Genomic DNA, 25,471 nt, shown 5'->3' on the forward strand with positions numbered 1-25,471 from the left:
CTCCCTCAAGCCACGGCTTGCGCATGGTGCTGCGCACGCAGCACCGCCGTCACCTGTCCCGTAAGCGCCGCAAAGCCGGCGCTGGCGCGCAACTCCGGCGCGCGCGGGAATTCGAAAGGCACGTCGATCACATCGAGGATGCGCCCCGGCCGGGGCGACATCACCACCACCCGGTTCGACAGGTACACCGCCTCATGCACGTTGTGCGTGACCAGCACGCCGGTAAAGCCGGCCTGGCGCCACAACGACGAGAGCTCTTCCTGCAGCACGTCGCGCGTGAGCTCATCGACCGCCGCAAGCGGCTCGTCGAGCAGCAGCAGCCCCGGCCGCAACGCCAGCGCGCGCGCCAGCGACAGCCGCATGCGCATGCCGCCCGAAAGCTGGTGCGGGTACGACTTCTCGAAGCCCGCAAGCCCCACCAGCTTCAGCGCCTCGGCCGCACGCGCCCGGTAGCTCGCGGGCGCATGGCCTTCGAGCTCCATCAGCAGCTGCGCGTTGCGCTCCACGGTGCGCCAGGGCAGCAGCGCGGCTTCCTGGAACACGAAGGCGGTCTCGATGCCGTCGGGCCGCGTGCAACGGCCCGTGCTCGGCGCGATGAGCCCCGCCATGATGCGCAGCAGCGTCGACTTGCCGCAGCCCGAGGGCCCGACGATGGAGACGAATTCGCCGGGGCGCAGCGCGAGGTCGACCGTGCCCAGCGCCTGCAACCCGGAGTCGAAGCGCTTGGACACGCCCTCCAGCCCGACGGCCGCGCCGCTCATGGGTTGCAGCCCGGCACCAGCGTGCGGTCGTAGCCCTGCTTCGCGTCGAAGTTCGCCGGCAGGAAGTTGACGCTGCGCAGCTGCCCCGCAAGCTCGCTCCAGCGCGCGTCGGTCATGCAGCCGATGCGGCCAAGGTCGTGCGAGATCAGCGTCTCGATCATTTCCTTGTTGGCCGCGTCGTAGATCTCGGGCGTCATCTGCTTGTTCATGCCGGTGATCAGCGGCTTCAGCCCCGAGGGGTTGCGCACGTAGTTGGCCCAGCCCTTCTGCACCGCCGCGATGGTGGCCTTCACCAGCGCGGGGTTCTTGCGGATCATGTCGTCGGTGGTGAAGAGCACGTCGTAGGGCCGGTAGCCCAGCGACGCCAGCGTGACCTGCTGCACCTGCACGCCGGCCGCGGCCATGCGCGCGGGCAGGAAGAGCGAGTAGCCCTGCTGCACCATCTTCGGGTCGTTGCGGAACAGGCTCAGGTCGCCGCTCACCGGGATCTCGCGCGTGCCGGTGAGCTTGTACTGCTTCTTCGTCCACTCCCAGTAGGCGTTGCCGATGTTCACCGCGAAGGTGCGGCCCTGCAGGTCGGCGATGGACTTCACGGCCGGGTCGGCGTGGTAGACCAGCGTGTAGGGCACGTAGTCGAGGTGCGCGAACACCGCACGCACCGGCGCGCCGCGCAGGCGGGCCAGCAGCACGTCGTCGGCATTGCCGATGCCGAACTCGGCCTGGCCCGAGGCCACCTGCGGAATGGTCTGGATCTTCGGGCCGCCCTGCAGCACGCTGATCTCGATGCCGGCTTCCTTGCCGAGCTTGTCCTGCTGGGCCTGCCAGTAGCCGGCCTGGTCGGGCTGGGCGAACCAGTTGCTGAGGATGCGCACGGGCTTGGGAGCGTCGGCAGCCTGCGCGGAAAGAGGCAGCACCGCCGCCAGCGCCAACGGGAACGCAATGCGAAGGGCGGAAGAAATCATGATGCGGAAACCTTGAGCCATGGAAGTTGCGCCGCGGTGTAGCGGAAGGTCTGGAACACGCTGTTCTGCCGGCCGGGCACGTACTTGCGCGCGGCCTCGTCCGGGTATTGGGCGAACCAGGGAATCACGTACTCCCACACCACCTCGCCGGCCGGCGTGACCTCGAACAGGCGCCCCGTGGCCGACTCGGTGACGTGCGTGTTGCCGTTGGGCAGGCGCTGCGCGCTGCCCATGTAGGCGGTGTAGAACGCGTTGACCAGTTCGTCCGCGTATTGCCACACGACCTCGTTGGAGGCCGGGTCGATTTCGAGAACGCGCGAGAACGCCACATGCTTGCCGGTGCGGAAGTTGCCGTTGTCGAAAGCAAGAATGTGGCCGTTGGCCAGCGCGACGGGCGCGTGCTGGTGCGACAGCACCGACGGCGGAATGTGCAGCTTTACGCCTCCCGTGGCCTTGTCGACGCCGACGATGCCGGAGGTGGTGCGCAGGCTCATCAGCACCAGCCCCTCGCGCGTTAGGTCCAGGCCGTTCACCAGCGGCCAGTGGGTGCGGCCGAAACCGGGGTGGATGGGGAAGTCTTCCGGCGCCAGGTGCTCCCAGGCCTTCCATTCCCACACCAGCTTGCCGTCGCGGTCGACCTCGCGGATCACGTCGCCGTACATCGCCTCGCCGGGGCCGTGGGCGGTGCCGCCCGGCACGCGCTCGGCAAAGCCGGCCGGCACCGGCGCGCAGCCGGCGTACAGCAGGTGGCCGTTGTCGAGCCAGCGGGCGTCGTGGTGGTGCGTCGGATCTTCGAAGCGCCAGACGATCTCGCCCTCTGGCGTGGCCTCGTAGAAATCGCCGCCGTGCCACAGCGACCAGGCGCCGTAGATCTCGGGCGAGTTCGCGTGGTTGCCGTTGTAGCCGAGGTTGCCGTTCTTCAGGATCACCGCCGCGCGGCCCGGGCGCACCGGCATCTTCCACTGGTGCGCGACGCGGCCCTCGATGTCGATCAGGTAGACGTTGCCGTCATCGGTCTGCGGCGCGATCAGGGTGTAGCCGCCGGCGCTGAGCGCCGGGTCGTGGGCGATCAGGCCGGTGCCGCGGCGGCGCTGGGTGATCTGGTCGACGGTGGTTGTGGTCACGGAAGCGAACCTCGGGAGTTTGAAGAGTAGTGCGAATCTAGGCCGCATCGCCCGTCAGGAAAATCTGTTTGTTTCGTACGGTGCGTATAGAAAATCCATACACTCCCCGCCACCATGCGCGCCATCTCCCAGACCTTCCGCTGTTTCGACGAAGTGGCCCGCCGCGGCTCGGTGCGCAAGGCCGCCGAGGCGCTGCACCTCACGGCGGCCGCCGTGCACCAGCAGGTGCTCAACCTCGAGGAACAGGTCGGCACGCCGCTGTTCGACCGGCTGCCGCGCGGCATGCAGCTGACCACGGCGGGCGAGATCATGGTGGCCGCCGTGCGGCGCGGGCAGCGCGACTTCGACAACGCCATGGCCCAGGTGGAAGACCTGCGGTCGCTCAGGCGCGGGCACATCAACCTGGCGGTGTCGCATTCGTCGGCCGAACAGCTGGTGCCCGAGGTCATCGAGGCGGCCATGAAGAACTACCCGGGCGTGACCTACAGCGTGCGCTCGGGCAGCGGCGAGAACATCCTGAAGTGGGTGGCCAACGGCGAATCGGACATCGGCTTCTGCCTGCGCCGCAAGCCGCCGCCCGGCGTGGAAGAGATACGCGCGTTTCCGCAGCACCTGGGCCTGGTCACGCCGCCCGGCCATCCGCTGGCGGCGCTGGGCAAGCTGCCGCGGCTGCGCGACTGCCTGGACCACCCGCTGATCCTCATGACGCCAGACACCGAGCTGCGCGCCATGGTCGACCAGATCGACCACCGCGAGCACCGCAAGGTGCGCCCGCTGGTGGAGACCAGCTCGGTCGCAATGGTGCGGCGGCTGGTGGCCGGCGGCACGGGCATCGGCTTTCTCATTCCCGAGAACGTGGCCGAAGACGTGGAACGCGGCACGCTGGTGTGGACCGGCCTGGCCGACGCGGGGGCGCGCTCGTTCAGCTGCCTCTACCAGCGCGCGGGCCAGACCACCGCGGTGGCCATGGGCATGTTCCTGCAGTTCCTGGAGGCTGCACTGCTGGCCATCGAAAAGCGCTTCGAGCAGCGCGCGCCGCTGCCTTCGCTGACCGCGTTCGCACAATAAACACGCTGGCACGATACGATCATCGGATGAATTACGCGGCAACCCGCCGCGACTGACCGGCCCCGAATGATCCAGCGCAAGACCCACCTCGACTCCCTCGCCATCGGCCTGCTCATTGCCTGCTGCGCCTTCTGGGGCCTGCAGCAGATCCTCATCAAGACCACCGTGGCCGAGGTGCCGCCGATGTGGCAGGCCTCGATCCGCATGATCGGCGCCACGGTGCTGCTGTGGCTGTGGTGTGTATCGCGAGGCGTACCACTGTTCGAGCGCGATGGCACGCTGTGGCCCGGCTTGCTGGCCGGCCTGCTGTTCTCTGGCGAGTTCGCCGGCATCTACCTGGGGCTGCAGCACACCAGCGCCTCGCGGCTCACGGTGTTTCTCTACACCGCGCCTTTCTGGGTGTCGCTGCTGCTGCCGCGCTGGGTGCCGGCCGAGCGGCTGCGGGGCTTCCAGTGGCTGGGGCTGTTCATTGCGTTCTCGGGCGTGGTGCTGGCTTTCAGCGAAGGCTTCGGCCACATGAGTTCGTCGCAGCTCATCGGCGACGGCATGGCGCTGGCGGCCGGCATGCTCTGGGGCCTGACCACGCTCACGCTGCGCACCACGCGCCTGGCTACGGCCAGCGCGGAGAAGACGCTGTTCTATCAAGTGGCGGTAACGGCGGCGGTGTGCCCGGTGCTGTCGCTCGCGCTCGGCGAGCACTGGGGCTTTTCGTATTCCGCGTGGGCCTGGACTTCCATCGGGCTGCAGACGGTGGTCGGCGCCTTCGCCAGCTACCTCGCGTGGATGTGGCTGCTGCGGCACTACCCGGCCACGCAGATGTCGTCCTTCACCTTTCTCACGCCGCTGTTCGCGCTGGTGTTCGGCGTGGTGCTGCTGAAGGAGCCGCTCACGGCGCAGCTGATCGTGGCACTGGCCGGCGTGGCGCTGGGCATCGTGCTGGTGAACCGGCGGCCTGCGGTACAACGCTCGGCATGAGCAAGACAACAACGAACTTCCAGCCCGTTCTCGACGAGATCGTCGCCACGCTGCGTCCGCAGCTCGGCCAGGGTGGCACCGTCGCGAGCTACATCCCGGCGCTCGCCCGCGTGGACGCGCGGCAGTTCGGCATCGCGCTGCGTACCTGCCAGGGCGAAGAAGCCGGCGCGGGCGACTTCGAGACGCCCTTCTCCATCCAGAGCGTGTCGAAACTCTTCACGCTCACGCTCGCCATGCAGCGCATGGGCGACGCGCTGTGGGAGCGCATCGGGCGCGAGCCCTCGGGCAATCCGTTCAACTCGCTGGTGCAGCTCGAAAACGAGCAGGGTAAGCCCCGCAACCCGTTCATCAATGCCGGCGCCATCGCAGTGGCCGACCGGCTGGTAAGCCAGGCGAAGGCCACCGGCGGCAGCGCGAAGGCCGACATCCTCGCGCTCATGGGCAGCCTGTGCGGCGAGTCCATCGGCTTCGACGACGAAGTGGCGCAGTCGGAGGCCGACACGGGTTTTCGCAACGTCGCGCTGGCCAACTTCATGAAGAGCTTCGGCAAGATCGACAACGACGTCGCGACCGTGCTCGACACCTACTTCCACCAGTGCTCTCTGCGCATGAGCTGCCGGCAACTGGCGCGTGCCGCCGCCTTCCTTTGTCGCGACGGGGCGCACCCGATCGACGGCGAGCCCGAAATCACGGGCGAGCGGCAGACGCGCCGCATCAACGCGCTGATGCTCACCTGCGGCACCTACGACGCGGCGGGCGACGTGGCCTTTTCCATCGGTCTGCCCTGCAAGAGCGGCGTGGGCGGCGGCATCGTCGCGGTGGTGCCCGACCGGCTCACGCTGTGCGTGTGGTCGCCCGCGCTCGATGCCACCGGCAATTCGCTGCTGGGCATGAAGGCGCTGGAGCTGTTCGTGGCGCGCACGGGGCTGTCGGTCTTCTGATCGATCAGGCTGCCACGGCCACCGGCGCCGCGGCCAGGCTGCCCATGCCTTCCAGCGCGGCCTCCACTGCCTCGTCGAGCGGGGTGTGCGGCTCACGACCCAGGAAGGCAACCAGCTTCGCGTTGTCCATGCCCACGGGCGTTTGCCACAGGTAGCGCATCTCGCGCATTTCGCGGAAGGTGGTGACGAAGGGCGAGGCCAGCGTCAGCAGCCACCACGGAAAGGCCGACGCACTCACCTTGGCACCTGTGCGGCGAGCAACTACCTTGCGGATGGCATCGCTCATGCGCGTGCCGTCGGCGTCCCAATGGCCGGCCATGTGGAAGCGGGCGAAGGCTTCGAGCCGGTCACGCCGCGCCAGCAGCTCGACCATGGTGCGGGCCACGTCCGGCAGGTACGACCACTGGTGGCCAATGCCGGCGCGGCCAGGGTAGCTCACGCCCTTGACGGGCTGGCCCGCCTTCACCAGCCCCTGCGAGAACCAGTTGTTGCCGGCCTTCGGTCCGAAGAAATCGCCAGCGCGCACGATCAGCACGCGGGCACCCTGGCGGCTGGCGTCTTCGAGGCGCCGTTCCATCTCGACGCGGATCGCGCCCTTGCGCGTGGCCGGATGCTGCGGCGAGTCTTCGGCCAGCAGCGGGAAGGCATCGCGGCCGAAGTTGTAGACCGTGCCGGGCAGCACGATCGTCGCGCCTTCGGCCTTCGCGGCGGCGATGGTGTTGTCGAGCATCGGCAGCACCAGCTCCGACCAGCGGCGGTAGCCCGGCGGGTTGACCGCATGCACGATGACCGAGCAGCCCTTCGCGGCCTGGCGCACAGCCTGCGCGTCCATTGCGTCGCCAGCCAGCCAGGTGATGCCGTCCCTGCGTCCTTCGGTCGCGCCGCGCTTGAGCGCGCGCACCTCCCAGCCCGCATCGCGCAGCTGGCTGGCTACCTCGCCGCCGATGCCGCCCGTTGCGCCAAGAACCAGAACCGTGTCGTTGCGTGCCATGAAATGCTCCAGAACAGTTGTCGATGGAGGAATTCTGGGTTCGGCAGGGTTCAATTGGAATTGCCGAACATGAGCCATCGGTCATACATTTATGTATGACTTCGAATATCGGCTGGGAGCTGTACCGCTCCTTCCTCGGCGTGCTGCGCGAGGGCTCTCTCTCGGGCGCGGCGCGCGCGCTCGGCATCACGCAGCCCACGGCCGGGCGCCACGTGGCAGCGCTCGAAGAGGCGCTGGGCGTGGTGCTCTTCACACGCTCGCAGACCGGGCTGCTTCCCACCGAGGTGGCGCTGTCGTTGCGCGCGCATGCCGAGGCCATGGAAAGCACCGCCGCCTCGCTGGAGCGGGCCGCCAGCAGCCAGGGCGAAGGCGTGCGCGGCGTGGTGCGGGTGTCGGCCAGCGAGGTGGTCAGCGTCGAAGTGCTGCCGCCCATCGTGGCGCGGCTGCGCGAGGCGCACCCGGCGCTGAAGGTCGAGCTGGTGTCGACCAATCGCGTGCAGGACCTGCTTCAGCGCGAAGCCGACATCGCCGTGCGCATGGTGCGGCCCAGGCAAGAGCAGCTGCTGGCGCGCCGCATCGGCAACATCGAGCTGGGCTTCCATGCGCACCGCGACTACCTCGCCCGCCACGGCACGCCGCGCAAGCTCGAGGAGCTGGCCGCGCATTCGGTGATCGGCTACGACCAGCCCTCGGCCTTCGTGCGCAACGCGGGCAAGTCGCTCAAGATCTTCTCGCGCGATGGCTTCTCGCTGCGCACCGACAGCGACCTCGCGCAGCTGGCGCTGATCCGCGCGGGCGCGGGCGTCGGCATCTGCCAGGTGGCGCTGGCCAGGCGCAACGCCGCGCTGGTGCGGCTGATGCCGCGCACCTTCTCGCTGAAGCTCGACACCTGGGTCACGATGCACGAAGACCTGCGCAACAGCCCGCGCTGCCGCGCCGCCTTCGACGCACTGGTCGAAGGCCTCTCGCTCTACATCGGCGGCCCTGCGGCAGAGGCGAAAATACCCCGCGCCAGACCAACGACACCCGAATGACCGACCCGACAGACTCCGACACCCTCCCCCTGCAGGAAGACCGCCTCTGGCGCGACGACCGCTGGACCGCCCGCATCATCAAGAACGAGGAAGACGACGGCTGGGCCGTCGAGATGACCCGCCACGGCGACCCCGAGCCGGCACTGGTCGGCCCCTGGACCATGGGCCGCGACAAGAAGAATCCGAAGCCGCTCGACGGCCCCGCCTTCTCCACGCTGGTGAAGACCGCCGCCGAAGTCATCCGCCGCCACGAGCAGCAGCTGCACGCCACGCTCAACAAGAGCGTGACCGTCACCGCGCGCAACGACCAGCGCATTCGCGTGGCCCTGGGCATCGTGCCCGACGAGGACAACCCCTCGGCCACGCTCACCGCCTATGACGATGCCGACGACTCCGAGCTCGCCAGCGTCAACGTGTCGCCCGCCTTCAGGCTCACCGCCTCCAGCGCCACCGCCTGGATCGAATCCGGCTACGCGCGCCCCCGCTGAACACAGCACCCACCGCAATCAGCGAAATGACGTATGTGCAGCTCGCGCTGAGTTGAGAACAATCGGCTTCGACGACACGAACCCGTTGCACCGCAGACAGACAGGCCCGAACCGGTTGAACCCCGGTTCGGGCCTTTTTTGTTTGTTTTCTTTCTCAACCATCCTTCAGGAGCAGCGTCATGAGACATGGTGATATTTCGAGCAGCAACGATTGCGTGGGCGTCGCGGTCGTCAACTACAAGATGCCCCGCCTGCACACCAAGGCAGAGGTGCTGGACAACGCCCGCAAGATCGGCGAAATGCTGGTCGGCATGAAGAAGGGCCTGCCGGGCATGGACCTGGTGATCTTCCCGGAGTATTCGACGCACGGGATCATGTACGACGCCAAGGAGATGTACGACACCGCGGCCACCGTGCCGGGCGAGGAAACCGCGATCTTTGCCGACGCCTGCCGCCGCGCCAACGTGTGGGGCGTGTTCTCGCTGACCGGCGAGCGCCATGAGGAGCACCCGAACAAGGCGCCCTACAACACGCTGATCCTGATGAACAACCAGGGCGAGATCGTCCAGAAGTACCGCAAGATCATGCCGTGGGTGCCCATCGAGGGCTGGTATCCGGGCGACTGCACCTATGTGAGCGATGGCCCCAAGGGCATGAAGATCAGCCTGATCATCTGCGACGACGGCAACTACCCCGAGATCTGGCGCGACTGCGCGATGCGCGGCGCCGAGCTCATCGTGCGCTGCCAGGGCTACATGTACCCGGCCAAGGAACAGCAGATCATGGTGTCGAAGGCCATGGCCTTCATGAACAACACCTACGTGGCGGTGGCCAATGCGGCGGGCTTCGACGGCGTGTACTCGTACTTCGGCCACTCGGCGCTGATCGGCTTCGACGGCCGCACGCTGGGCGAATGCGGCGAGGAAGAGATGGGCATCAACTACGCCGAGCTCTCGATGGGCCTGATCCGCGATGCGCGCAAGAACGGCCAGTCGCAGAACCACCTGTTCAAGCTCGTGCACCGCGGCTACACCGGCACCATCAACTCCGGCGACGGCGACAAGGGCGTGGCAGCCTGCCCGTACAACTTCTACACGAAGTGGATCAACGACCCAGAGGGCACGCGCGAAATGGTGGAGTCGTTCACGCGCAGCACGGTGGGCACGCCGGAGTGCCCCATCGAGGGCATTCCGAACGAGCCGGCCCAGCACCGATGAACGCGGCGGTTCCCGATCCGCTGGCTGCCTACTGCATCGAGACCGAGCCCTTCTACCGGCCCGCGGGCAACGAGGTGGCGCTGTACCGGCAGGCGTACCGCCACCGCATGCCGCTGATCCTCAAAGGCCCGACCGGCTGCGGCAAGACCCGCTTCGTGGAGCACATGGCGTGGTCGCTGGGCCGGCCGCTGGTCACGCTGGCCTGCAACGAGGACATGACGGCCTCCGACCTCGTCGGGCGCTACCTGCTCGACGCCAACGGCACGGCCTGGCACGACGGGCCGCTGACACTCGCCGTGCGGCACGGCGGCATCTGCTATCTCGACGAGGTGGTGGAGGCGCGGCAGGACACGACCGTGGTGATCCACCCGCTGGCGGACGCGCGGCGCATCCTGCCGCTCGACAAGAAGGGCGAACTGGTGCGCGCGCACCCCGACTTTCAACTCGTGGTGTCATACAACCCCGGCTACCAGAGCAGCACGAAGGACATGAAGCCTTCGACGCGCCAGCGCTTCGCGGCGCTGGAATTCGACTACCCCGACAGCGCGCTCGAAGCGGAGATCGTGTCGCACGAAGCCGCCATCGAACTCGACCTCGCGGCGAAGCTGGTGGCCATCGCGCGCTGCTCGCGCGAGCTGAAGCACCGGGGGCTCGACGAAGGCGTGTCGACGCGCATGCTGATCTATGCGGGCGTGCTGATCCGCGACGGCGTGACGCCGCGCGAGAGCTGCGAGATGACGATGACGCGCGCGCTGACCGACGACCCCGACATGGCGAGCGCGCTACAGGGCTTTGTCGAAGCGCAGTTCGGATGAACGCTGCGTTGTCGCTGCTGGCCCGTGGCCTTGCCGGCATCGATGTCGAAGTGCAGGCGCTGGCCGGACCACGCGCCGTGCTCGTCGGCAAGCGCCTGTTGCTGCCCGAGGGCGCCGGCGAAGAACGCTTGCATCGCGCCATGGTCGCGCATGCGGTCGCGCACCTGCGCCACTCCACGCCCGCCCGCCCGGCGCGCACCCTCAAGCCCATGGGCATCGCGGTGATCTCGGCCATCGAGGACGCGCGCGTCGAACGCCTGCTGTGCCGCGACTTCCCCGGCCTGCACGGCTGGTTCGCCGGATCGCTGGCGCCCGTGCCCGACCCGCTGGACCTGGGCTTCGCCGCGCTCGTCGCGCGCATGGACCGCATGCTGATGCTGCCCGCATGGCAGGACGACAACCACTGGGTCAACAAGGCTCGCCGCCTTTTCGACGAAACCGTCGCACGCACTGGCCTTGAAGACTGCGACGCCTTCCGCGCCGTCGCCTCCATCCTTGCCAACGACCTCGGCCAGATGCGCGTGCGCTTCGAGCCCCGGGACTATGCGGTGCCCGCGCCCTACCGCGACGACAACAGCTACCTCTGGGATTTCGGCGACGCCGATACACCGCCGGACGAGACCATCGCGCTCCAGCAATCGGGGGCGCTTGGCGAAGGCAGCAGCCACCCGTCAGCCGGCGGCATGGATGAGATGGAGTTGGGCCGCTACACCTACCCCGAATGGGACCGCAAGCTGGAGCGCCTGCGCCCCGACTGGTGCACGGTGATCGAGAAGCTGCCCGCATGGCAAGGCCTCACCACACTGCGCGAGCAAGCCACGGCCGACAGCAAACGCATCCCTCCGCTCGCCCTGCCCCGCTCCCGCCATCTCGACCGCACGCACCGGCTGCGCCGCCAATGGGAAGGCGATGAAATCGACCTGAACGCCGCCATCGAAGTGCTGATCGACCGCCGCCTGCGCCTGCAGCCCGACCCCCGCCTGTTCATGCGCCCCGGCAAGGGCCCGCGCCCTTCGAGCCTGCTCGTGCTGCTCGACCTGTCGGCATCGGCGAACGATGCGGGCCCGCACACCGTCTCGCTGCTCGACATCGAAAAGCGGGCCGCCCTGCTGCTTGCCGCATCGAACACGCAAGGCATCGACCGCCTCGCGATCCACGGCTTTTCGTCGAACACGCGCGCCGAGGTCTATTACTACCGCCTGCTCGACTTCGGCCAGCCGCTCGATTCCGCGTCGCGCGCCACCATCGGCGCGGTGCGCGGGCGCTACTCCACGCGCATGGGCGCCGCGCTTCGCCATGCGACCTCGCACCTGCGCGGCGAGCCCGCGGGCCAGCGCGCGATCCTGCTCGTGACCGACGGCGCGCCTTCCGACATCGACGTGCACGACCCCAACTACCTGATCGAAGACGCCCGCCAGGCCGTGGCCGAGGCGCGCGAAGCCGGCGTGCACACCGCCTGCATTGCGGTGGACGGCGCAGCCGATGCCTATGTGCGCCGCATCTTCGGCTGGCGCAACCACGGCATTGCCGACGATGTGCGCGCGCTCCCCCAGCGCCTGGCGCGCATGAGCGCCCGGCTCGGGATGCTCAGGCCTGGCTGAACGCCGTCAGCACCTCCAGCACGCTCAGCGTCGCGCCGTCGAGCATCGCGTGCTGGCGATGCGCAATGCCCACGCGGCGCGTGAGCTTCGGGCTCACCGGCAGGATCTGCATGCGGTCGTTGCGCCCCGTGTCTGTGGACTGCTGCAGCGGCAGCAGCGCGGCGCCATAGCCCGCCGCCACCAGGCTGCGCATGGCCGCGTCGTAGTTGAGCTCGATGCGTGCGCGCGGCGCGAAGCCGGCATCTGCGAACCACTCCATCGTGAGCCGGTACATGTGCGTGGTCGCCTCGTTGAAGATCAGCGGCTGCGTCGCCAGCCAGGCCGGCGTGACGCGCCTGGGCGCCTTCCAGCGCTGCGGCACGAAGGCCATCATGGGCTGCTCGCACCACGGCGTGACGACGATGCCGCGCAGCGGCGGCTGCGGAATGGCGACCAGGCCAATGTCGAGCGTGCCCGCCGCCAGCCGCTCCATGGCCTCGTAGGAGCCTCGGATGCTCACTTCGACGTCGATGCCCGAATGCTCCTCCCCCAGCGCTTCGAGCACCTGCGGCAGCAGGTCGACCAGCACGCCGGTCGAAGTGCCCAGCCGCACGCGGCCCACGCGCCCTTCGGCCTGGCGCTTGACTGCTTCGACGGCGTCGTCGGTGTCGCGCAGCAGCTTGCGTCCGCGCTCGACCAGCGCCGCTCCGGCGGCCGTGGGCGTGATGCGCCGGTTGCCGCGCACCACCAGCGGCGCGTCGAGGCGCGATTCGAGTTCGCTGATGTGCAGGCTCACCGTGGGCTGCGCCAGGTGCAGCGCCCTGGCCGCCGCCGAGAAGGTGCCGAGATCGACGATGGCGATGAGGGTACGCAGTTGATCGAGGTTGAGCTGTCGCATCGGGTCGCCTCAGTATCAGTAAAGGTGATGGGAAGTGTCAGGAATCTCAACTTCCACAATAGCATGCACCGCCGGAAGATGAGCGCTCCCAACCAAGGAGCCCATCGTGACCGCGCCCAAGCCATCGTCTTTTCATCAACGCCTGATCCATGCCCTGCGCGGCTGGCGCCGCCGGGTGGTGAACAGCCGCCGCGCGCACGCCGACTCGCGGCAACTGGCCGGCATGAGCGACCACGATCTGCGCGACCTGGGTATCGGGCGCAGCGAAGTGCCCGAGCTGCTGGACCGCCATCGGCACTGATCAGGTTCTGCGCCCGATTTGAGGTTCAATTCGGGCGTGCCCAAGCCTGCTCTCCTTTCCATCGAACTCACCTCGCCGCAGTCGGTCAACGGCCGGCGCGCGGCCTTCCAATCGCTCTGGCTGCTGGTGCGCATGCAGCATGCGCACGATGCCGGCGCCGGCATCGTGCGGCTGGCCGACCTGCGCGGCGAAGTGTCCGATGCCAGCACCTTGCGCATGGTCGTGAGCCGCGCGTTCCGCGACTTCAAGGCCTGGAACATCGAGGTCGGCTGGGGCGAAGACACCCAGCGCGAGCCCCGCTTCCTGAATGCCGAGCGGCGCAGCCAGGGCCCGTTCTGGCTTCCCGCCGCCGAGGCGAAGCGCGTGCGCGTGCTGGTGCAAGGCCGCGCGGCCACGGCCGCCGAAGTGGCGTCGTTCCTCGGCCTGCGTTCGCGCAAAGCCCAAGCCACCGGCTCGCCGCCGCCCGACGCGGTGCATCTGCAGGACGCGGCCTTCTGGAAGCAGCTTGTCGCCTCGCAGCAGGCGGCGCGGCAGGGCCGGCTGATGGCGCCGGTGGCGGGCGGGAACGGCAGTGGCAACGGAAGCGCGCTCGAATCGATCCGCCTCGCCGGCACGCTGGCAGCCACCGACTTCCAGCGCGCACTGGTCACGCTCAACGAGGCCATGCTGTGGCGCCGGCTCGGCGACAACGAGCAGGCGCGTCGGCGGCTGCAGGCGTTGAAGAAGCAGCGGCTCGCGCACCACGTGGCGGGCAACGACTACCTCGGCGCGATGGAATGCATCGTCTCCGCATGGTGCGCCTACACCGCGCGCGACCTGCCGCTGGCGCAGTCGCTGCTGGGCGGCATGGCCGAAGATGCGGCGCGCGGGCTGGTGCTGCGGCACCACCCCGACGTGCGCTTCGAGTGGTGCAACCTGTGGGCGCTGGTGTGCCGCTCGCGCGCGCTGGCGCTGTCGGCCGAAGACAAGCCTGCCTCAGCCGCGCTGGCCGAAGAATCACTGCGCCGCTTCGGCGAGGCGCTGGCGGCCGCCTTCGAATCGCACTCCTTCGACGCGGCGCAGCACGTGGCCGCCAACATGGGCATGGCCGCATGGCTGTTCGATCGCGTGGGCTTGTCCGACCTGCCCACGCTCGCACACGACGGCAAGGCCGACACCACGCGGCGCGCGGTGCAATGGATCGCCTTCAGCGAATGGCTCTGCGGCCACACCGACGGCCAGGGCCGCTCGGCGTGGAACGCGATCTACCTGATGCGCATCGCGCGCGGGCACTGCCGGCCAGAGAAGCAGCCCACGCTCGCGCAGTTCCGTGCGCAGAAGCCACTGGACCCGGCCGCCATCTCGAAGCTGGCCGGCCCGCTCGCCGATGCCTTCGATGCGACGAACTGGCCCGCGCGCTGGGTCGACGTGGCGCAAGCGCGGCTTGCCGACCACCAGGCGGGGCGCCGCCGCTACCCGGGGCTGCAGCATTGCAGCCTGCTGTTCGAGCACGCCTGGTATGCGGCGCACGCGGGCGACCTGAAGGCGGCGGAACAGTCGCTGAGCCTGCTGCGCGAAGCGCTGCCCCTGCTGGTGCCGAGCGACCGCGCGTACTTCACCGAATCATGGAACGACGCGCTGCCGGCCGAGCTGGTGCTGGAGGCGAAGCCGCCGCGCCGGCCTGCGGCGCGGCGCGCGAAGTCAACGCCCTAGTTGCAGGCGGCGATGGCGTGGGCGAAAACAGCGCTTCCCGCACCCGCTCGCGCAGCACCGGCAGCACATCGCTCTCGAACCACGGGTGGTGCTTGAACCAGCCCGTGTTGCGCGGCGATGGATGCGGCAGCGGAACAAAACGCGGCGCGTAGTCGGCAAAGGCCCGGGCGGTTTCGGTGACGCTGCCGCGCGCCGTCTTGCCGAGGAAGTGGCGCTGCGCGTACTGCCCGATGAGCAGCGTCAGTTCGATGCGCGACATCTGCGCGAGCAGCCGTTCGTGCCACAGCTCGGCGCATTCCTTGCGCGGCGGCAGGTCACCGCTGGCACCGCGCCCCGGGTAGCAATAGCCCATCGGCATGATCGCAATGCGCGTCGCGTCGTAGAACACGTCGCGATCGATGCCGAGCCATCGGCGCAGCTGCTCGCCGCTCTTGTCGTCCCACGGCACGCCCGTGCGGTGCACGGTCATGCTGGGTGCCTGGCCGACGATCAGCAGCCGGGCGCTCGCGCTGGCCTGCACCACCGGCCGCGGGCCCAGCGGCAGATGCGCCTCGCACACGCGGCAGGCGCGGATCTCGGCGAGCAGTGCATCCACGGTGCCTCAGCCGGCGAACGGGCGGAAGAACGCGTTGAGCTCGGCGCCCGGTGCGGCATCTGCAAAGCCGTCGAAGCGCCCCTGGTCGGCCAGCGTGCGCGCAGCGCGGATGAAGCCGCCCCAGGCCGCGCGCGCCATGCCGCCGCCCACGCTCACGCGGCGCACGCCAAGCCCGGCAATGTCCTGCATCGTGAGCTCGCTGGCCGCACCCACCAGCAGGTTGACCGGCTTGCCTCCTGCGGCAGCAACCACGGCCGCGATCTGCTCGCGGGTCTTGATGCCGGGCGCGTAGAGGCAATCGGCGCCCGCGTTCGAATAGGCCTTGAGCCGCGCGATGGCGTCGGCCAGGTCGGGTCGCCCGGCGAAGAAGTTCTCGGCGCGGCCGACCAGCAGCACGTCGGCGCCCGATGCATCGATGGCCTTACGCGCGGCGCGCATGCGCTCGACCGCCACGTCGATGGAAAAGAGCGGGTCGGCGGCGTTGCCCGTCGAGTCTTCGATGGACAGACCCGCCACACCGGTCTCGATCGCGAGGCGCACGCTCTCGGCCACGCCCTGTGCATCGGCGGCAAAACCGTTCTCGAAGTCGGCATTTACGGGCAGGTCGGTGGCTTCCGCCAGCTCACGCAAGTGCGCCAGGATGAGTTCGCGCGACATCGCCCCATCGGCCTGACCCTGCGACCACGCAAAGCCCGAGCTGGTGGTGGCCAGCGCCTTGAAGCCCAGACCTTCGAGGAAGCGCGCGCTGCCCGTGTCCCAGGGGTTCGGAATGACGAAGCAGCCTTGTTCGTGAAGGGCGCGGAAGTCGGCGCGTTTCTCGGCGACGGTACGGGTCATTGCAGTGCCTCGGTTTGCTTTGCGGGAGTTGGAACGAAAGAAGGGTCGGTCAGGATAAGCCTGTCCGCGCGACAGCCTCGCCCGGCGGGTTTTGCAGCAGGTAGTCGATGAAGGCGCGCACCGCCGGCAGCATGCCGCGCCGGGAAGCGAACGCGGCCTGGATCTCGCTGGTCGCACAGGCCCATTCGCCGCACACGCGCACCAGGCGGCCTTCGGCGAGCGCATCGCGGCACATGATCTCGGGCAGCAGCGCCAGGCCCATGCCCTGCTCCGCGAGATGCCTGAGCGCGAACATGTCGTCGGTGACGAAGTGCGGCGTGAAGCCGAATTCCTGCACCTGCGCGCCGCGCTCCAGCGTCCAGCGGTAGCGGTCGTTCTCCGCAGGCAGCGACAGCACGGGCCATGCGGCCAGGTCGGCGAGCCCCAGCGGCGCGCCAAGCTGCGCCAGCAGCGCGGGGCTGGCCAGCAGCACGTCGACGGTGGAGCCCAGCGGCCGGGCGATGAGGCTGGAGTCCTCGAAGGGCGGGCGCCGCACGCGCAGCACCACGTCGATGTTCTCCTGCATCGGATCGACGCGCCGGTTGCTCACTTCCAGCTGCAGCCGCACGCCGGGGCAGGCACGCATGAAGGCCGGAATCAGCGGCGTGAGCCAGAACTGCGCGAGGGTGAACGGGCAGCTCACGCGCAGCAGGCCCTGCGGCTGCGAGGTGGCCTGGCGCAGCACGTCGAAGGCTTCGTCGCCCGCCGCCACCGTGGCCTGGCAGCGCTCGTAGAACTCCCGGCCCACGCCGGTGAGCAGCAGGCGGCGCGAACTGCGCTGCAGCAGTCGCACGCCCAGGCGCTCCTCGAGCCGCGAGATGCGGCGGCTCAGGCGCGACTTGGGAATGCCCAGGTGCCGGCTCGCTGCGCTGAAGCCCTGCTGCGTCACCACGTGGGCGAAGAGCGCCAGGTCGTTGAGGTCTTCCATGTCTCTCGTTCTGTTTTTCGTTCCACCGGCAGAACGATCCGTTCATGCCGGGCGAATTGTTCTGCGTTCGTTCCACCAGCATCATCGATCGCTCCCTGTCGGTCAACCACCCGTTCCAGCACACGCCATGAAACTCGCAAGCTTCCAGCACCGCGACGCCCTTCGCTTCGGCGTGGTCCGAAACGAGGAAATCGCCGACCTGACGGACCAGCCCGGCGCGCCGCCCGGGCTGCGCGAGCTCCTTGCGCGCGGCGACGAAGGCATGGCGTGGCTGCACGCTGCGCTCGCGGAAGCACCCCGCGTGGCACTGGCCGGCGTGCGGCTGGCGGCGCCCATTCCCGCGCCGCAGAAGTTCCTGGGGCTCGGCGGCAACTACGCCTCGCATCTGGAGGAGGCCGCGAAGCTGGGGATCGTTCGGCCACCGGGCCAGGTGTGGTTCAACAAGCAGGTGTCGTGCGTGGCCGGCCCTTTCGATGCGGTGCACAAGCCCCGCGTGTCCGACCAGTTCGACTACGAGGGCGAACTCGGCGTGGTCATCGGCAGGCGCTGCCGCCACGTGCGCGCGGAAGACGCGATGGCCATGGTCGCGGGCTACGTGGTGGTCAACGACATGAGCGTGCGCGACTGGCAGATGCGCGCGCCCACGCACACGCTGGGCAAGTCCTTCGACACGCACGGCCCCTTCGGGCCCTGGCTGGTGACGCGCGACGAGATTGCCGACCCGCACGCGCTGCGGCTGCGCACCTGGGTCAACGACGAGCTGCGGCAGGACGGCAACACCGCGCAGATGATCCACCGCATCGAGGCCATGCTGGTCGAACTGAGCACCGCCTTCACGCTGGAGCCGGGCGACGTGCTGAGCACCGGCAGCCCCGCTGGAGTCGGCGGGCTGATGGACCCGCCGCGCTACCTGGTGCCGGGCGACGTGGTGCGCGTGGAGATCGAAGGCATCGGCCACATCGAGAACCGCGTGATTGCCGAACCCGCCGGCTGAGCGTTGCGCCCCCAAAGAAAGAAGGAGACACCCATGAACGACATTGCGACCCCGGTACGCCCGCTACCCGACTTCACGCGCACCTCGCTCAGCCCCGTCAAGCTGGCGCACGTAGTGCTGCGCGTGAGCGACCTGGCGCGTTCGCGTGCTTGGTACCTCGACGTGCTGCAGGCCCATGCCGCGTTCGAGAACGAGATGCTGTGCTTCCTGACCTACGACGACGAGCACCACCGCATCGGCCTGATCGCAGGACCGGAGCTGAAACACGAAGCCGACGCGAGCACGGGCCTGGAGCACATCGCCTTCACCTACGGCTCGCTCGGCGAATTGCTGGCCAACCATCGCCGCCTGGCCGCGCGCGGCATCCGGCCCTACTGGTGCATCAACCACGGGCCGACCATCTCGATGTACTACCGCGACCCCGACGGCCACCGGCTCGAGCTGCAGCACGACGTGTTCGAAACAGCCGAGGAAGTCAGCGCCTTCTTCGCCAGTGGCGCTTATGCCGAGAACTTCATGGGCGTGGTGTTCGACCCCGAAGCGCTGGCTGCGCGCTTCGAGGCCGGCGAGCCACTGGCTTCGCTCACCGAACGGCCCCGGCTGCCGGAGGGCAAGGCGCCGTGGGACATGTTCGTGCCCTGAGCTTCGGCGCGGTCAGCACTCCACCACGTTCACCGCGAGGCCGCCGAGCGAGGTTTCCTTGTAGGTCGACTTCATGTCCTCGCCGGTCTGCTTCATGGTGCGGATCACCGCGTCGAGCGACACATAGTGGCTGCCGTTGCCGCGCAGTGCCATGCGCGCCGCGTTGATGGCCTTCACCGCGCCCATGGCGTTGCGCTCGACGCAGGGGATCTGCACCATGCCGCCGACCGGGTCGCAGGTAAGGCCGAGGTTGTGCTCCATGCCGATCTCGGCGGCGTTCTCGACCTGCGCCGGCGTGGCGCCGAGCACCGCGGCCAGCGCGCCGGCCGCCATCGAGCAGGCCACGCCCACCTCGCCCTGGCAGCCGACTTCGGCGCCCGAGATGGAAGCGTTGGTCTTGTAGAGCATGCCGATGGCCGCCGCGGTGAGCAGGAAGTCGACGATGCCTTCGTCGCTCGCCTGCGGCACGAAGCGCTGGTAGTAGTGCATCACCGCGGGCACCACGCCCGCAGCGCCGTTGGTGGGTGCGGTGACCACGCGGCCGCCGGCTGCGTTCTCCTCGTTCACCGCCATCGCGAAGGCATTGACCCAGTCCATCACCGCGAGCGGGTCGGCCGCGCCGGCTTGCGCCAGCAGCTCACGGTTCAGCTCGGGGGCACGGCGTCGCATGCGCAGCGGGCCGGGCAGCGCATGCGACGCCAGCGGGTTGTCGATGCCGAAGCCGCGTTGCACGCACTGCTGCATCACGCCCCAGATGCGCAGCAGGCCGCTGCGCACCTCGGCCTCGGGCCGCCACACGCATTCGTTGCGCATGACCAGCGCGGCCACCGACAGGCCGTTGTCATGGCATTGCGCCATGAGTTCGTCGCCGGTAGTGAAGGGATGCGGCACGGCGGAAGCAGCCGCCACGGTTGCGGCCACGGCCTGCCCGCCTTCGACGACGAAGCCGCCGCCGACCGAGAAGTACGTGCCCTCGGCCAGCGTGCCGCCATCGGCCGCGAAGGCCGTGAAGCGCATGGCGTTGGGGTGTTCTGGCAGCGACTCTTCGCCGCGAAAGGCGATGTCGCGCACGCGGTCGAATGCGATGGGCGTGGTGCCCAGCAGGCTCAGCTGGCCGGTGCGGCGAAGCGCTTCGAGCCTCGGCTGCACGGTCTCGGGCCGCACGGTGTCGGGCGCATCGCCGAAGAGCCCGAGGATCACGCCCTGGTCGGTCGCGTGGCCGTGCCCGGTGGCGCCGAGCGAACCGAACAGGTCAACATGCAGCCGCGCCACCTGCGCGAGCACGCCGCGCCGTTCGAGCGACTGCGCGAACAGCAGCGCCGCGCGCATCGGCCCGACGGTGTGCGAACTGGACGGGCCGATGCCGATCTTGAAGATGTCGAAGGCGGAGAGCATCAGCGCATCATGCGACGGGAAGCTGCTGTTTGACCAGCGCCACCCAGTAGGCGGCGCCCAGCGGCAGGATGGCGTCGTTGAAGTCGTAGTACGGGTTGTGCACGTTCGGATCGTTCGGGCCCTCGCCCGCGCCAATGCCGATGTAGGCACCCGGGCGCTTCTGCAGCATGAAGGCGAAGTCTTCCGAGCCCATGGCCGGCGGGATGTCGGTGTGCACCTGCTCGCGCTCGACCAGGCTGGCGGCGGCGGCGATGGCGGCGTCGGTCTCGGCGGGCGTGTTGACCACGCCGGGGTAGCCGCGGCGATAGTCGAGCGCCACCCGGGCGCCGTGCGTGACCGCAACGCCGTCGCAGATCTGCTGCATCGCGACCTGGGTCTGGTCTTGAATGACGGGGTCGAGCGTGCGCACGGTGCCGCGCAGCACCACGGTCTCGGGGATCACGTTCCAGGTGTCGCCGCCGTGGATCTGCGTGACGCTCACCACGGCCGAATCGGTCGCGCCGGTGCGGCGGCTCACGATGGTCTGCAGTGCGTTCACCAGCTGGGCCGAGACAACCACCGAATCGATGCCGGTCTCGGGCATGGCGCCGTGGCTGCCCTTGCCGGTGATGACGATCTCGAAGGTGTCGAGAAAGGCCGTCATCGTGCCCTTGCGGATCGCGAACTGGCCGCGCGGCAGGGCCGGGAAGTTGTGCATGCCGTAGACGGCGTCGGCCGGGAACTGCTCGAACAGGCCCTCTTCCACCATCACGCGGCCACCGCCCTCGTTCTCTTCGGCGGGCTGGAACACGAAGTGCACCGTGCCCTTGAATGGCTTGTGGCGCGACAGGTGCTCGGCCGCGCCGAGCAGCATGGCGGTGTGGCCGTCATGGCCGCAGGCGTGCATCTTGCCGGCGCACTTGGAGGCATGCGCCTGCGTGCCCAGCTCTTGCATGTTGAGCGCATCGAGGTCGGCGCGCAGCGCGATGCCCGGGCCCTCGCCATTCTTCAGCGTACCGACCACGCCAGTGCCGGCCAGGCCGCGATGCACCGTCAGGCCCATCAGCATCAGCGCGTTGGCGACGACGTTGGCGGTGCGGTGTTCCTCGAAGGCGGTCTCGGGGTTGGCGTGGATGTCGCGGCGCCAGCTCAGCATGCGGGCGCGGGTGTCTTCGTCGATGTCGGGGTCGCGGTACATGGCAGTTCTCTCGTGGGTTGTCAGTGGAAGAATTCGGCGATCAGCGTGGCGCCGAGAAAGGTACCGGCCGTGGCGGTGAGCGACACCACCACGATGCGCCAGCCCAGCTGGCGGAACACCGGCAAATCTTTCGCGACGGAGAAGCCGGCCAGCGCCAGCACCGGCGTCGTAAAGGCAAGGAAGTTGAGCTTGGCGGTGAGCGCGATCAGCGCGTCGGAGAACGGGAACAGGCCCGGAATGCCCACCACCGTGGCCACCACCGACAGCACCAGCACCATCGGCAGGCGCGGCACGAGGCGCTTGATGCCCTCGACCACCAGCGCGATCGCCACCACCACAGCCATGCCTTCGAGCGAGACCAGCATCGGCACCTTGTAGGTCAGCGAATTGCCGATGAGCACGCCGCCACCCACCACCGCCCAGGCGATGAGCGTGTCGCGCAGTGGCAAGGCACCGCCATGCGCCACGCTGACCTGCGACACGGCGCCCGTGCCTGCCGAGTCCTGCGCGCCGCGCTTCGAGAAGCGACCCAGCACCGGCTCCAGCTTGCCGTAGAGCCATGAGCACAACGGCAGCGACAGGAACAGCGTGAAGTAGAAGCCGGCCACGGTGGTCAGCAGGTTCGACGCGGCAGCGATGGCTGTGAGCTGCGGCAGCATCTCGGCCGGCTGCTGCGCGGCGATGGCGCCCAGCGCCGCGGCCATCAGGCTGCCCGAGCCCACGCCGGCGCCCATGGCCAGCGAGCGCGGATCGAATATGTGCAGGCTGGCGATGAAGCCCGCCAGCACCGCGATGAAGAGCGCGCCCAGCACCGTGCCGGTGATGTACTCGGCCAGCACGCCGCGGCCCTCGGGCGAGGCCATGCCGTACTTCTCTCCGATGATCACGAGGTTGCCCTCGCGGCCCACCGAAAAGGTGGCGCCCACGGCTTCGCGCTTGATGCCCAGCAGCAGCGCCAGCGGCAGGCCCAGCGCCAGAGTACCCAGCGCATGGCCGAACTCCTGGAGCAGCAGCGCCCAGCCAGCCTGCTTGACCTGCGGCAGCGCGGCACCGACCGTGAGGCCCAGCTTCACCACGAACAGCAGCAGGCCCGCATTCAGCAGGCCGCCGGCAAACGACTGCTCGGCAGTCGCCACGCGCGCCACGCCCGGCACACGGCTGTGCGCGATGCCCCATGCGGCTGCGATCAGCAGCGCCCACAGCATCGGCAGCAGCGCCACCTTGCCCGGGCCGACGCTGAACTGCACCGGGCCGATGAGCTCGGCTACGGCCACGATGGCGAGGGTGACGAGCGCGAGCTTGAGTTTTCCGGAGGCGCTGGAGGGCGCGGCAGCGGCAAGGACGGAGGCGGCAGAGGTCATGGGTGGGGCGTCTTTTCGGGGCGCAGTACCTGCGGGGTGCCGGCGAGTTTCGGCTTGCGGGTCTATTGCATCAATGACCGTAAATCGGGATATTCGATGCATTGAATGCAACACTCGCCACGAACTTCAGGAGACCGGGCCATGGACGACAAGCTCGACACGCGCCGCGTGCGCTACTTCATGCAGGTGCTCGACAGCGGCTCGGTGCGCGGCGCCGCCGACGTGCTCGACATGGACCCATCGGCCGTGAGCCGCGCCATCGGCGTCCTCGAACAGGAGTGCGGCGTGCCGCTGCTGGAGCGCCACGGCCGCGGCGTGGTGCCCACCGACGCGGGCGAGATGCTGGCTGGCTACGTGCGGCGCCAGAACAGCCAGAAGCAGCACCTGATGGCGCAGATGGACAGCATCCGCAAGATCGAGCGCGGCCACATCGATGTCGTGGCCGGCGAGGGGTACGTCGACTGGCTCATGCGCCACAGCCTGCGAGACTTCATGACCACGCACCCGAAGATCACCATCGACCTCGACGTGGCGAGCACCGACGAGATCGTGCAGCGCGTGGTCGAGGAACGCGCCCACATCGGCATGCTGTTCCAGCCGCCGAAGGACGACAGGCTCACCTCCCACCAGTCGCACTCGCAGCCGATCCAGGCGCTGGTGCTGGCCACGCACCCGCTCGCGCAGCTGGGCCGTCCGCTGAAGCTGGCCGACCTGCTGCCCTACCCGGGCGCCACGCTGCACCGCAACTTCGGCGTGCGGCAGCACATCGAGGCAGCGGAAGTCAGCGAGGGCGTGCGGCTGCCGTCGCTGCTGACCACCACCTCGTTCAGCGCGCTCGGCCACTTCGTGTCGGCCGGGCTGGGCTATGCGCTGGGCACGCGCATCTCGCTCACGCCGAACGCCACCAACCCCGAACTGGTCGAGCTGCCGATGAAGAACCCGCTGCTGTCGCAGGGCCGCTCGCACATCGTGTCGCGGCACGGGCGCATGCTGTCGCCGGCCGCGGCCGAATTGCTGCGGTGCGTGGTGGCGGACATGCGGCGCTATGCCGATCTGGCTGCCGGCAAGGACAAGCCGGAGAGAGCGGAGAAGCGCGCAGCCTCGCGTACACGAAGCACCGCGGCATGAGGCACGACATTGCGCGCCTCGCCCTTTCGGTGTTCTGATCGGGCCCCATGTCGTACGCCATTCCGCTTTTCATTCACCTGCTCTGCGCCGCCTTCTGGGTCGGCGGCATGGCGACCATGCACTTCGCGGTGCGCCCTTCCGCCGTCGACACGCTGGAGCCGCCGCTGCGCCTGCGCATGATGGCCGCGACGCTGCGGCGCTTCTTCGTGGGGGTGGACGCGTCGGTCACGCTGCTGTTCGTGACCGGCGTGGCGATGATCCTCTCGACGGGCGGCTTCCGCGGCCTGCACTGGCGCATCGAGGCGATGATGAGCATCGCGATCGTGATGGCCGCCATCTACGTCTACATCCGCGCCTCGGTGTTCAGGGCAATGCGGCGCGCGGTGGAAGAAAGCGCCTGGCCAGTAGCGGCCGCGCGGCTCAACACCGTGCGCAAGCTGGTGATGGTGAACCTGGTGTTGGGCGTGATCGTGTTCGGCGTGGCGACCATCGGGCGGGCTGGCTGAGGCTGCGGCGCTCAGACCAGGTTGAGCTCGACGTCGATGTTGCCGCGCGTGAGCTTGGAGTACGGGCAGGTCTGGTGCGCGGCGTCGACCACAGCGCGGGCGGTTTCGCGCTCGAGGCCCGGCAGGCTCACGTTCAGGCGCGCGCGCAGGAAGTACTGGCCGTCTTCGTTGGCCAGGTCGACCTCGGCATCGACGGCCAGGTCGGCGGGCAGCTTGATCTTCATCGCGCCGGCCGCCTTGCCCATCGCGCCGATGAAGCAGGCCGACCAGCCCGCGGCGAACAGCTGCTCGGGGTTGGTGCCCGCGCCAGAGGTGCCGGGCGACGAAAGCCGGATGTCGAGGCGCCCGTCGTCGCTGCGCGATGCGCCGTCGCGCCCGCCGGTGGTGTGGGTCTTGCCGGTGTAGAGGATCTTTGCGGTGGTGGAGCTCATGGGGATTCCTTTCAGGCTCGCCGGAATGGCGATGCATGGATTGAATCGGCGGGCTGTATCCGCGATGTGTCGAGCGGGGCGCACTTTTGCATGCCCGTGTGTGCGGCGGGCGGCCAGACACACTGGCGTACAAAGCGGCCGCTCGGTCGAGCCGCAGGTCAGCGAGGGGCGCCCTTGAGCTCTACGGTGTTGCCGTCGGGGTCGGCGATGTAGATCGAGGGGCCATTGCCCTCGGCGCCGAAGTTGTTCTGCACCTCGCCGTTCACCGCTACGCCGTGGGCAGCCATCAGCGCGCGAATGGCGGCTTCGTCGAAAGGCTCGATGCGCAGGCAGATGTGGTCGACGTTGCGGCCTTCCACACCGGCAAGCGCCCCGCCCTGTTTACCCAGTGGGCCATCGGGCGTGACGAGATCGATCAGGCTCGCGCCGGCGCGCAGGTGCACGAGCCCCAGGTCGTCGCGGCGCTTCTCGATGGCGCAGCCCAACACGTCGCGGTAGAACGTGATGGCGCGTTCGATGTCCTTCACGCGCAGCACGATGTGGTCGATGCGCAGCACCGAGAACGGTGGCGTGCGCATCGGGCTCGTCATG

26 protein-coding genes and 1 pseudogene are annotated in these 25,471 nt (G+C 68.9%); 14 read left to right on the top strand and 13 right to left on the bottom strand.

Annotated elements, in window-relative coordinates:
- Positions 1-5: 5 nt before the first annotated feature.
- From AC07O3_RS30690 to AC07O3_RS30700, 3 genes are read right to left on the bottom strand one after another with little or no spacing between them, the layout of a single operon-like run.
- Positions 6-761 carry an ABC transporter ATP-binding protein gene (locus AC07O3_RS30690; RefSeq protein ID WP_093076609.1) on the bottom strand — a complete coding sequence of 252 codons (756 nt, stop codon included), beginning with the start codon at positions 759-761 and terminating at the stop codon, positions 6-8.
- Complete coding sequence (locus tag AC07O3_RS30695; protein WP_093076607.1) at positions 758-1,723, bottom strand: ABC transporter substrate-binding protein; 966 nt, start codon at positions 1,721-1,723, stop codon at positions 758-760. Before AC07O3_RS30695 ends, AC07O3_RS30690 begins: the two co-directional genes overlap by 4 nt.
- Positions 1,720-2,847 carry an aryl-sulfate sulfotransferase gene (locus AC07O3_RS30700; protein WP_495341126.1) on the bottom strand — a complete coding sequence of 376 codons (1,128 nt, stop codon included), beginning with the start codon at positions 2,845-2,847 and terminating at the stop codon, positions 1,720-1,722. Before AC07O3_RS30700 ends, AC07O3_RS30695 begins: the two co-directional genes overlap by 4 nt.
- 114 nt (positions 2,848-2,961) lie before the next feature.
- Between AC07O3_RS30700 and AC07O3_RS30705 the strand changes: the two genes are divergently transcribed.
- The 3 genes from AC07O3_RS30705 (at position 2,962) to AC07O3_RS30715 (ending at position 5,831) form a co-directional block, all read left to right on the top strand.
- Positions 2,962-3,915, top strand: a complete 954-nt coding sequence (locus tag AC07O3_RS30705) for a LysR family transcriptional regulator (RefSeq protein ID WP_093076604.1) — start codon at positions 2,962-2,964, stop codon at positions 3,913-3,915.
- A gap of 66 nt (positions 3,916-3,981) precedes the next feature.
- Positions 3,982-4,890 (top strand): DMT family transporter, encoded by a 909-nt coding sequence (locus AC07O3_RS30710; RefSeq protein ID WP_093076603.1) that lies wholly within the window; start codon positions 3,982-3,984, stop codon positions 4,888-4,890.
- Positions 4,887-5,831, top strand: a complete 945-nt coding sequence (locus tag AC07O3_RS30715; protein WP_097197474.1) for a glutaminase — start codon at positions 4,887-4,889, stop codon at positions 5,829-5,831. The genes AC07O3_RS30710 and AC07O3_RS30715 overlap by 4 nt, the downstream gene beginning before the upstream one ends.
- A gap of 4 nt (positions 5,832-5,835) precedes the next feature.
- Here AC07O3_RS30715 and AC07O3_RS30720 read toward each other — a convergent pair whose 3' ends face one another.
- Positions 5,836-6,822 (bottom strand): NAD-dependent epimerase/dehydratase family protein, encoded by a 987-nt coding sequence (locus tag AC07O3_RS30720; RefSeq protein WP_495341127.1) that lies wholly within the window; start codon positions 6,820-6,822, stop codon positions 5,836-5,838.
- Between the two features lie 95 nt (positions 6,823-6,917).
- Between AC07O3_RS30720 and AC07O3_RS30725 the strand changes: the two genes are divergently transcribed.
- From AC07O3_RS30725 to AC07O3_RS30745, 5 genes are all read left to right on the top strand, one after another.
- Positions 6,918-7,856 carry a LysR family transcriptional regulator gene (locus AC07O3_RS30725; RefSeq protein WP_495341128.1) on the top strand — a complete coding sequence of 313 codons (939 nt, stop codon included), beginning with the start codon at positions 6,918-6,920 and terminating at the stop codon, positions 7,854-7,856.
- The gene (locus tag AC07O3_RS30730; protein ID WP_093057018.1) at positions 7,853-8,344 is read left to right on the top strand and encodes a hypothetical protein; all 492 of its coding nucleotides are present in this window, start codon (positions 7,853-7,855) and stop codon (positions 8,342-8,344) included. The genes AC07O3_RS30725 and AC07O3_RS30730 overlap by 4 nt, the downstream gene beginning before the upstream one ends.
- A gap of 179 nt (positions 8,345-8,523) precedes the next feature.
- Positions 8,524-9,561 (top strand): aliphatic amidase, encoded by a 1,038-nt coding sequence (locus AC07O3_RS30735; RefSeq protein WP_093076596.1) that lies wholly within the window; start codon positions 8,524-8,526, stop codon positions 9,559-9,561.
- Complete coding sequence (locus AC07O3_RS30740; RefSeq protein WP_495341129.1) at positions 9,558-10,376, top strand: CbbQ/NirQ/NorQ/GpvN family protein; 819 nt, start codon at positions 9,558-9,560, stop codon at positions 10,374-10,376. The genes AC07O3_RS30735 and AC07O3_RS30740 overlap by 4 nt, the downstream gene beginning before the upstream one ends.
- Entirely contained in the window at positions 10,373-11,977 is a 1,605-nt protein-coding gene (locus AC07O3_RS30745; protein WP_495341130.1) for a nitric oxide reductase activation protein NorD, read from the top strand. The genes AC07O3_RS30740 and AC07O3_RS30745 overlap by 4 nt, the downstream gene beginning before the upstream one ends.
- Here AC07O3_RS30745 and AC07O3_RS30750 read toward each other — a convergent pair.
- Positions 11,964-12,854, bottom strand: a complete 891-nt coding sequence (locus AC07O3_RS30750) for a LysR family transcriptional regulator (RefSeq protein WP_426391018.1) — start codon at positions 12,852-12,854, stop codon at positions 11,964-11,966. The two genes, AC07O3_RS30745 and AC07O3_RS30750, sit on opposite strands and share 14 nt — an antisense overlap.
- 106 nt (positions 12,855-12,960) lie before the next feature.
- Here AC07O3_RS30750 and AC07O3_RS30755 point away from each other — a divergent pair, with 106 nt between their 5' ends.
- Both AC07O3_RS30755 and AC07O3_RS30760 read left to right on the top strand, forming a co-directional pair.
- On the top strand, positions 12,961-13,155 hold the full coding sequence (locus AC07O3_RS30755) for a YjiS-like domain-containing protein (protein ID WP_093057023.1): 195 nt from the start codon (positions 12,961-12,963) through the stop codon (positions 13,153-13,155).
- 36 nt (positions 13,156-13,191) lie between these two features.
- A complete protein-coding gene (locus AC07O3_RS30760) occupies positions 13,192-14,847 on the top strand; it encodes a hypothetical protein (protein ID WP_495341131.1) in 1,656 nt (551 codons plus the stop codon).
- Positions 14,848-14,875: 28 nt separating this feature from the next.
- On the opposite strand, the pseudogene AC07O3_RS30765 reads toward AC07O3_RS30760, so the two are convergent.
- The 3 genes and pseudogenes from AC07O3_RS30765 to AC07O3_RS30775 all read right to left on the bottom strand — a co-directional run.
- Positions 14,876-15,442, bottom strand: a pseudogene (locus tag AC07O3_RS30765) (uracil-DNA glycosylase family protein); the annotation flags it as partial.
- Between the two features lie 6 nt (positions 15,443-15,448).
- Positions 15,449-16,279, bottom strand: coding sequence for an isocitrate lyase/PEP mutase family protein (locus AC07O3_RS30770; protein ID WP_495341132.1), 831 nt, complete (start codon positions 16,277-16,279; stop codon positions 15,449-15,451).
- Positions 16,280-16,328: 49 nt separating this feature from the next.
- The gene (locus AC07O3_RS30775; RefSeq protein ID WP_495341133.1) at positions 16,329-17,246 is read right to left on the bottom strand and encodes a LysR substrate-binding domain-containing protein; all 918 of its coding nucleotides are present in this window, start codon (positions 17,244-17,246) and stop codon (positions 16,329-16,331) included.
- A gap of 127 nt (positions 17,247-17,373) precedes the next feature.
- Between AC07O3_RS30775 and AC07O3_RS30780 the strand changes: the two genes are divergently transcribed.
- Positions 17,374-18,240, top strand: a complete 867-nt coding sequence (locus AC07O3_RS30780; protein WP_495341134.1) for a fumarylacetoacetate hydrolase family protein — start codon at positions 17,374-17,376, stop codon at positions 18,238-18,240.
- 33 nt (positions 18,241-18,273) lie between these two features.
- Positions 18,274-18,882, top strand: coding sequence for a VOC family protein (locus tag AC07O3_RS30785; RefSeq protein ID WP_426391013.1), 609 nt, complete (start codon positions 18,274-18,276; stop codon positions 18,880-18,882).
- Between the two features lie 12 nt (positions 18,883-18,894).
- On the opposite strand, the gene AC07O3_RS30790 is transcribed toward AC07O3_RS30785, so the two are convergent.
- From AC07O3_RS30790 to AC07O3_RS30800, 3 genes are read right to left on the bottom strand one after another with little or no spacing between them, the layout of a single operon-like run.
- Entirely contained in the window at positions 18,895-20,280 is a 1,386-nt protein-coding gene (locus AC07O3_RS30790) for an L-serine ammonia-lyase (RefSeq protein WP_179830506.1), read from the bottom strand.
- 4 nt (positions 20,281-20,284) lie between these two features.
- Positions 20,285-21,454, bottom strand: a complete 1,170-nt coding sequence (locus AC07O3_RS30795; protein ID WP_495341135.1) for a M20 aminoacylase family protein — start codon at positions 21,452-21,454, stop codon at positions 20,285-20,287.
- 20 nt (positions 21,455-21,474) lie between these two features.
- Positions 21,475-22,815 carry a DUF3100 domain-containing protein gene (locus AC07O3_RS30800; RefSeq protein WP_495341136.1) on the bottom strand — a complete coding sequence of 447 codons (1,341 nt, stop codon included), beginning with the start codon at positions 22,813-22,815 and terminating at the stop codon, positions 21,475-21,477.
- 141 nt (positions 22,816-22,956) lie between these two features.
- On the opposite strand from AC07O3_RS30800, the gene AC07O3_RS30805 reads away from it, so the two are divergent.
- Both AC07O3_RS30805 and AC07O3_RS30810 read left to right on the top strand, forming a co-directional pair.
- A complete protein-coding gene (locus tag AC07O3_RS30805) occupies positions 22,957-23,943 on the top strand; it encodes a LysR family transcriptional regulator (protein WP_495341137.1) in 987 nt (328 codons plus the stop codon).
- Between the two features lie 47 nt (positions 23,944-23,990).
- Entirely contained in the window at positions 23,991-24,449 is a 459-nt protein-coding gene (locus tag AC07O3_RS30810; protein ID WP_495341138.1) for a CopD family protein, read from the top strand.
- A gap of 11 nt (positions 24,450-24,460) precedes the next feature.
- On the opposite strand, the gene AC07O3_RS30815 is transcribed toward AC07O3_RS30810, so the two are convergent.
- The gene (locus tag AC07O3_RS30815; RefSeq protein WP_093057033.1) at positions 24,461-24,880 is read right to left on the bottom strand and encodes an organic hydroperoxide resistance protein; all 420 of its coding nucleotides are present in this window, start codon (positions 24,878-24,880) and stop codon (positions 24,461-24,463) included.
- Between the two features lie 158 nt (positions 24,881-25,038).
- Positions 25,039-25,470, bottom strand: a complete 432-nt coding sequence (locus AC07O3_RS30820) for a VOC family protein (RefSeq protein ID WP_489016321.1) — start codon at positions 25,468-25,470, stop codon at positions 25,039-25,041.
- Position 25,471 lies beyond the last annotated feature (1 nt).

It is taken from the genome of Variovorax sp. GW821-FHT09D05, assembly GCF_059416325.1.

What these genes read in the sequence shown, in the direction of transcription:
- AC07O3_RS30820 (WP_489016321.1), bottom strand. Translation starts at nt 25,470, where the DNA reads ATGACGAGCCCGATGCGCACGCCACCGTTCTCGGTGCTGCGCATCGAC.
- AC07O3_RS30710 (WP_093076603.1), top strand. Translation starts at nt 3,982, where the DNA reads ATGATCCAGCGCAAGACCCACCTCGACTCCCTCGCCATCGGCCTGCTC.
- AC07O3_RS30735 (WP_093076596.1), top strand. Translation starts at nt 8,524, where the DNA reads ATGAGACATGGTGATATTTCGAGCAGCAACGATTGCGTGGGCGTCGCG.
- AC07O3_RS30690 (WP_093076609.1), bottom strand. Translation starts at nt 761, where the DNA reads ATGAGCGGCGCGGCCGTCGGGCTGGAGGGCGTGTCCAAGCGCTTCGAC.
- AC07O3_RS30775 (WP_495341133.1), bottom strand. Translation starts at nt 17,246, where the DNA reads ATGGAAGACCTCAACGACCTGGCGCTCTTCGCCCACGTGGTGACGCAG.
- AC07O3_RS30810 (WP_495341138.1), top strand. Translation starts at nt 23,991, where the DNA reads ATGTCGTACGCCATTCCGCTTTTCATTCACCTGCTCTGCGCCGCCTTC.
- AC07O3_RS30715 (WP_097197474.1), top strand. Translation starts at nt 4,887, where the DNA reads ATGAGCAAGACAACAACGAACTTCCAGCCCGTTCTCGACGAGATCGTC.
- AC07O3_RS30780 (WP_495341134.1), top strand. Translation starts at nt 17,374, where the DNA reads ATGAAACTCGCAAGCTTCCAGCACCGCGACGCCCTTCGCTTCGGCGTG.
- AC07O3_RS30750 (WP_426391018.1), bottom strand. Translation starts at nt 12,854, where the DNA reads ATGCGACAGCTCAACCTCGATCAACTGCGTACCCTCATCGCCATCGTC.
- AC07O3_RS30815 (WP_093057033.1), bottom strand. Translation starts at nt 24,880, where the DNA reads ATGAGCTCCACCACCGCAAAGATCCTCTACACCGGCAAGACCCACACC.
- AC07O3_RS30695 (WP_093076607.1), bottom strand. Translation starts at nt 1,723, where the DNA reads ATGATTTCTTCCGCCCTTCGCATTGCGTTCCCGTTGGCGCTGGCGGCG.
- AC07O3_RS30785 (WP_426391013.1), top strand. Translation starts at nt 18,274, where the DNA reads ATGAACGACATTGCGACCCCGGTACGCCCGCTACCCGACTTCACGCGC.
- AC07O3_RS30730 (WP_093057018.1), top strand. Translation starts at nt 7,853, where the DNA reads ATGACCGACCCGACAGACTCCGACACCCTCCCCCTGCAGGAAGACCGC.
- AC07O3_RS30745 (WP_495341130.1), top strand. Translation starts at nt 10,373, where the DNA reads ATGAACGCTGCGTTGTCGCTGCTGGCCCGTGGCCTTGCCGGCATCGAT.
- AC07O3_RS30725 (WP_495341128.1), top strand. Translation starts at nt 6,918, where the DNA reads ATGACTTCGAATATCGGCTGGGAGCTGTACCGCTCCTTCCTCGGCGTG.
- AC07O3_RS30805 (WP_495341137.1), top strand. Translation starts at nt 22,957, where the DNA reads ATGGACGACAAGCTCGACACGCGCCGCGTGCGCTACTTCATGCAGGTG.
- AC07O3_RS30770 (WP_495341132.1), bottom strand. Translation starts at nt 16,279, where the DNA reads ATGACCCGTACCGTCGCCGAGAAACGCGCCGACTTCCGCGCCCTTCAC.
- AC07O3_RS30705 (WP_093076604.1), top strand. Translation starts at nt 2,962, where the DNA reads ATGCGCGCCATCTCCCAGACCTTCCGCTGTTTCGACGAAGTGGCCCGC.
- AC07O3_RS30740 (WP_495341129.1), top strand. Translation starts at nt 9,558, where the DNA reads ATGAACGCGGCGGTTCCCGATCCGCTGGCTGCCTACTGCATCGAGACC.
- AC07O3_RS30800 (WP_495341136.1), bottom strand. Translation starts at nt 22,815, where the DNA reads ATGACCTCTGCCGCCTCCGTCCTTGCCGCTGCCGCGCCCTCCAGCGCC.
- AC07O3_RS30720 (WP_495341127.1), bottom strand. Translation starts at nt 6,822, where the DNA reads ATGGCACGCAACGACACGGTTCTGGTTCTTGGCGCAACGGGCGGCATC.
- AC07O3_RS30795 (WP_495341135.1), bottom strand. Translation starts at nt 21,454, where the DNA reads ATGTACCGCGACCCCGACATCGACGAAGACACCCGCGCCCGCATGCTG.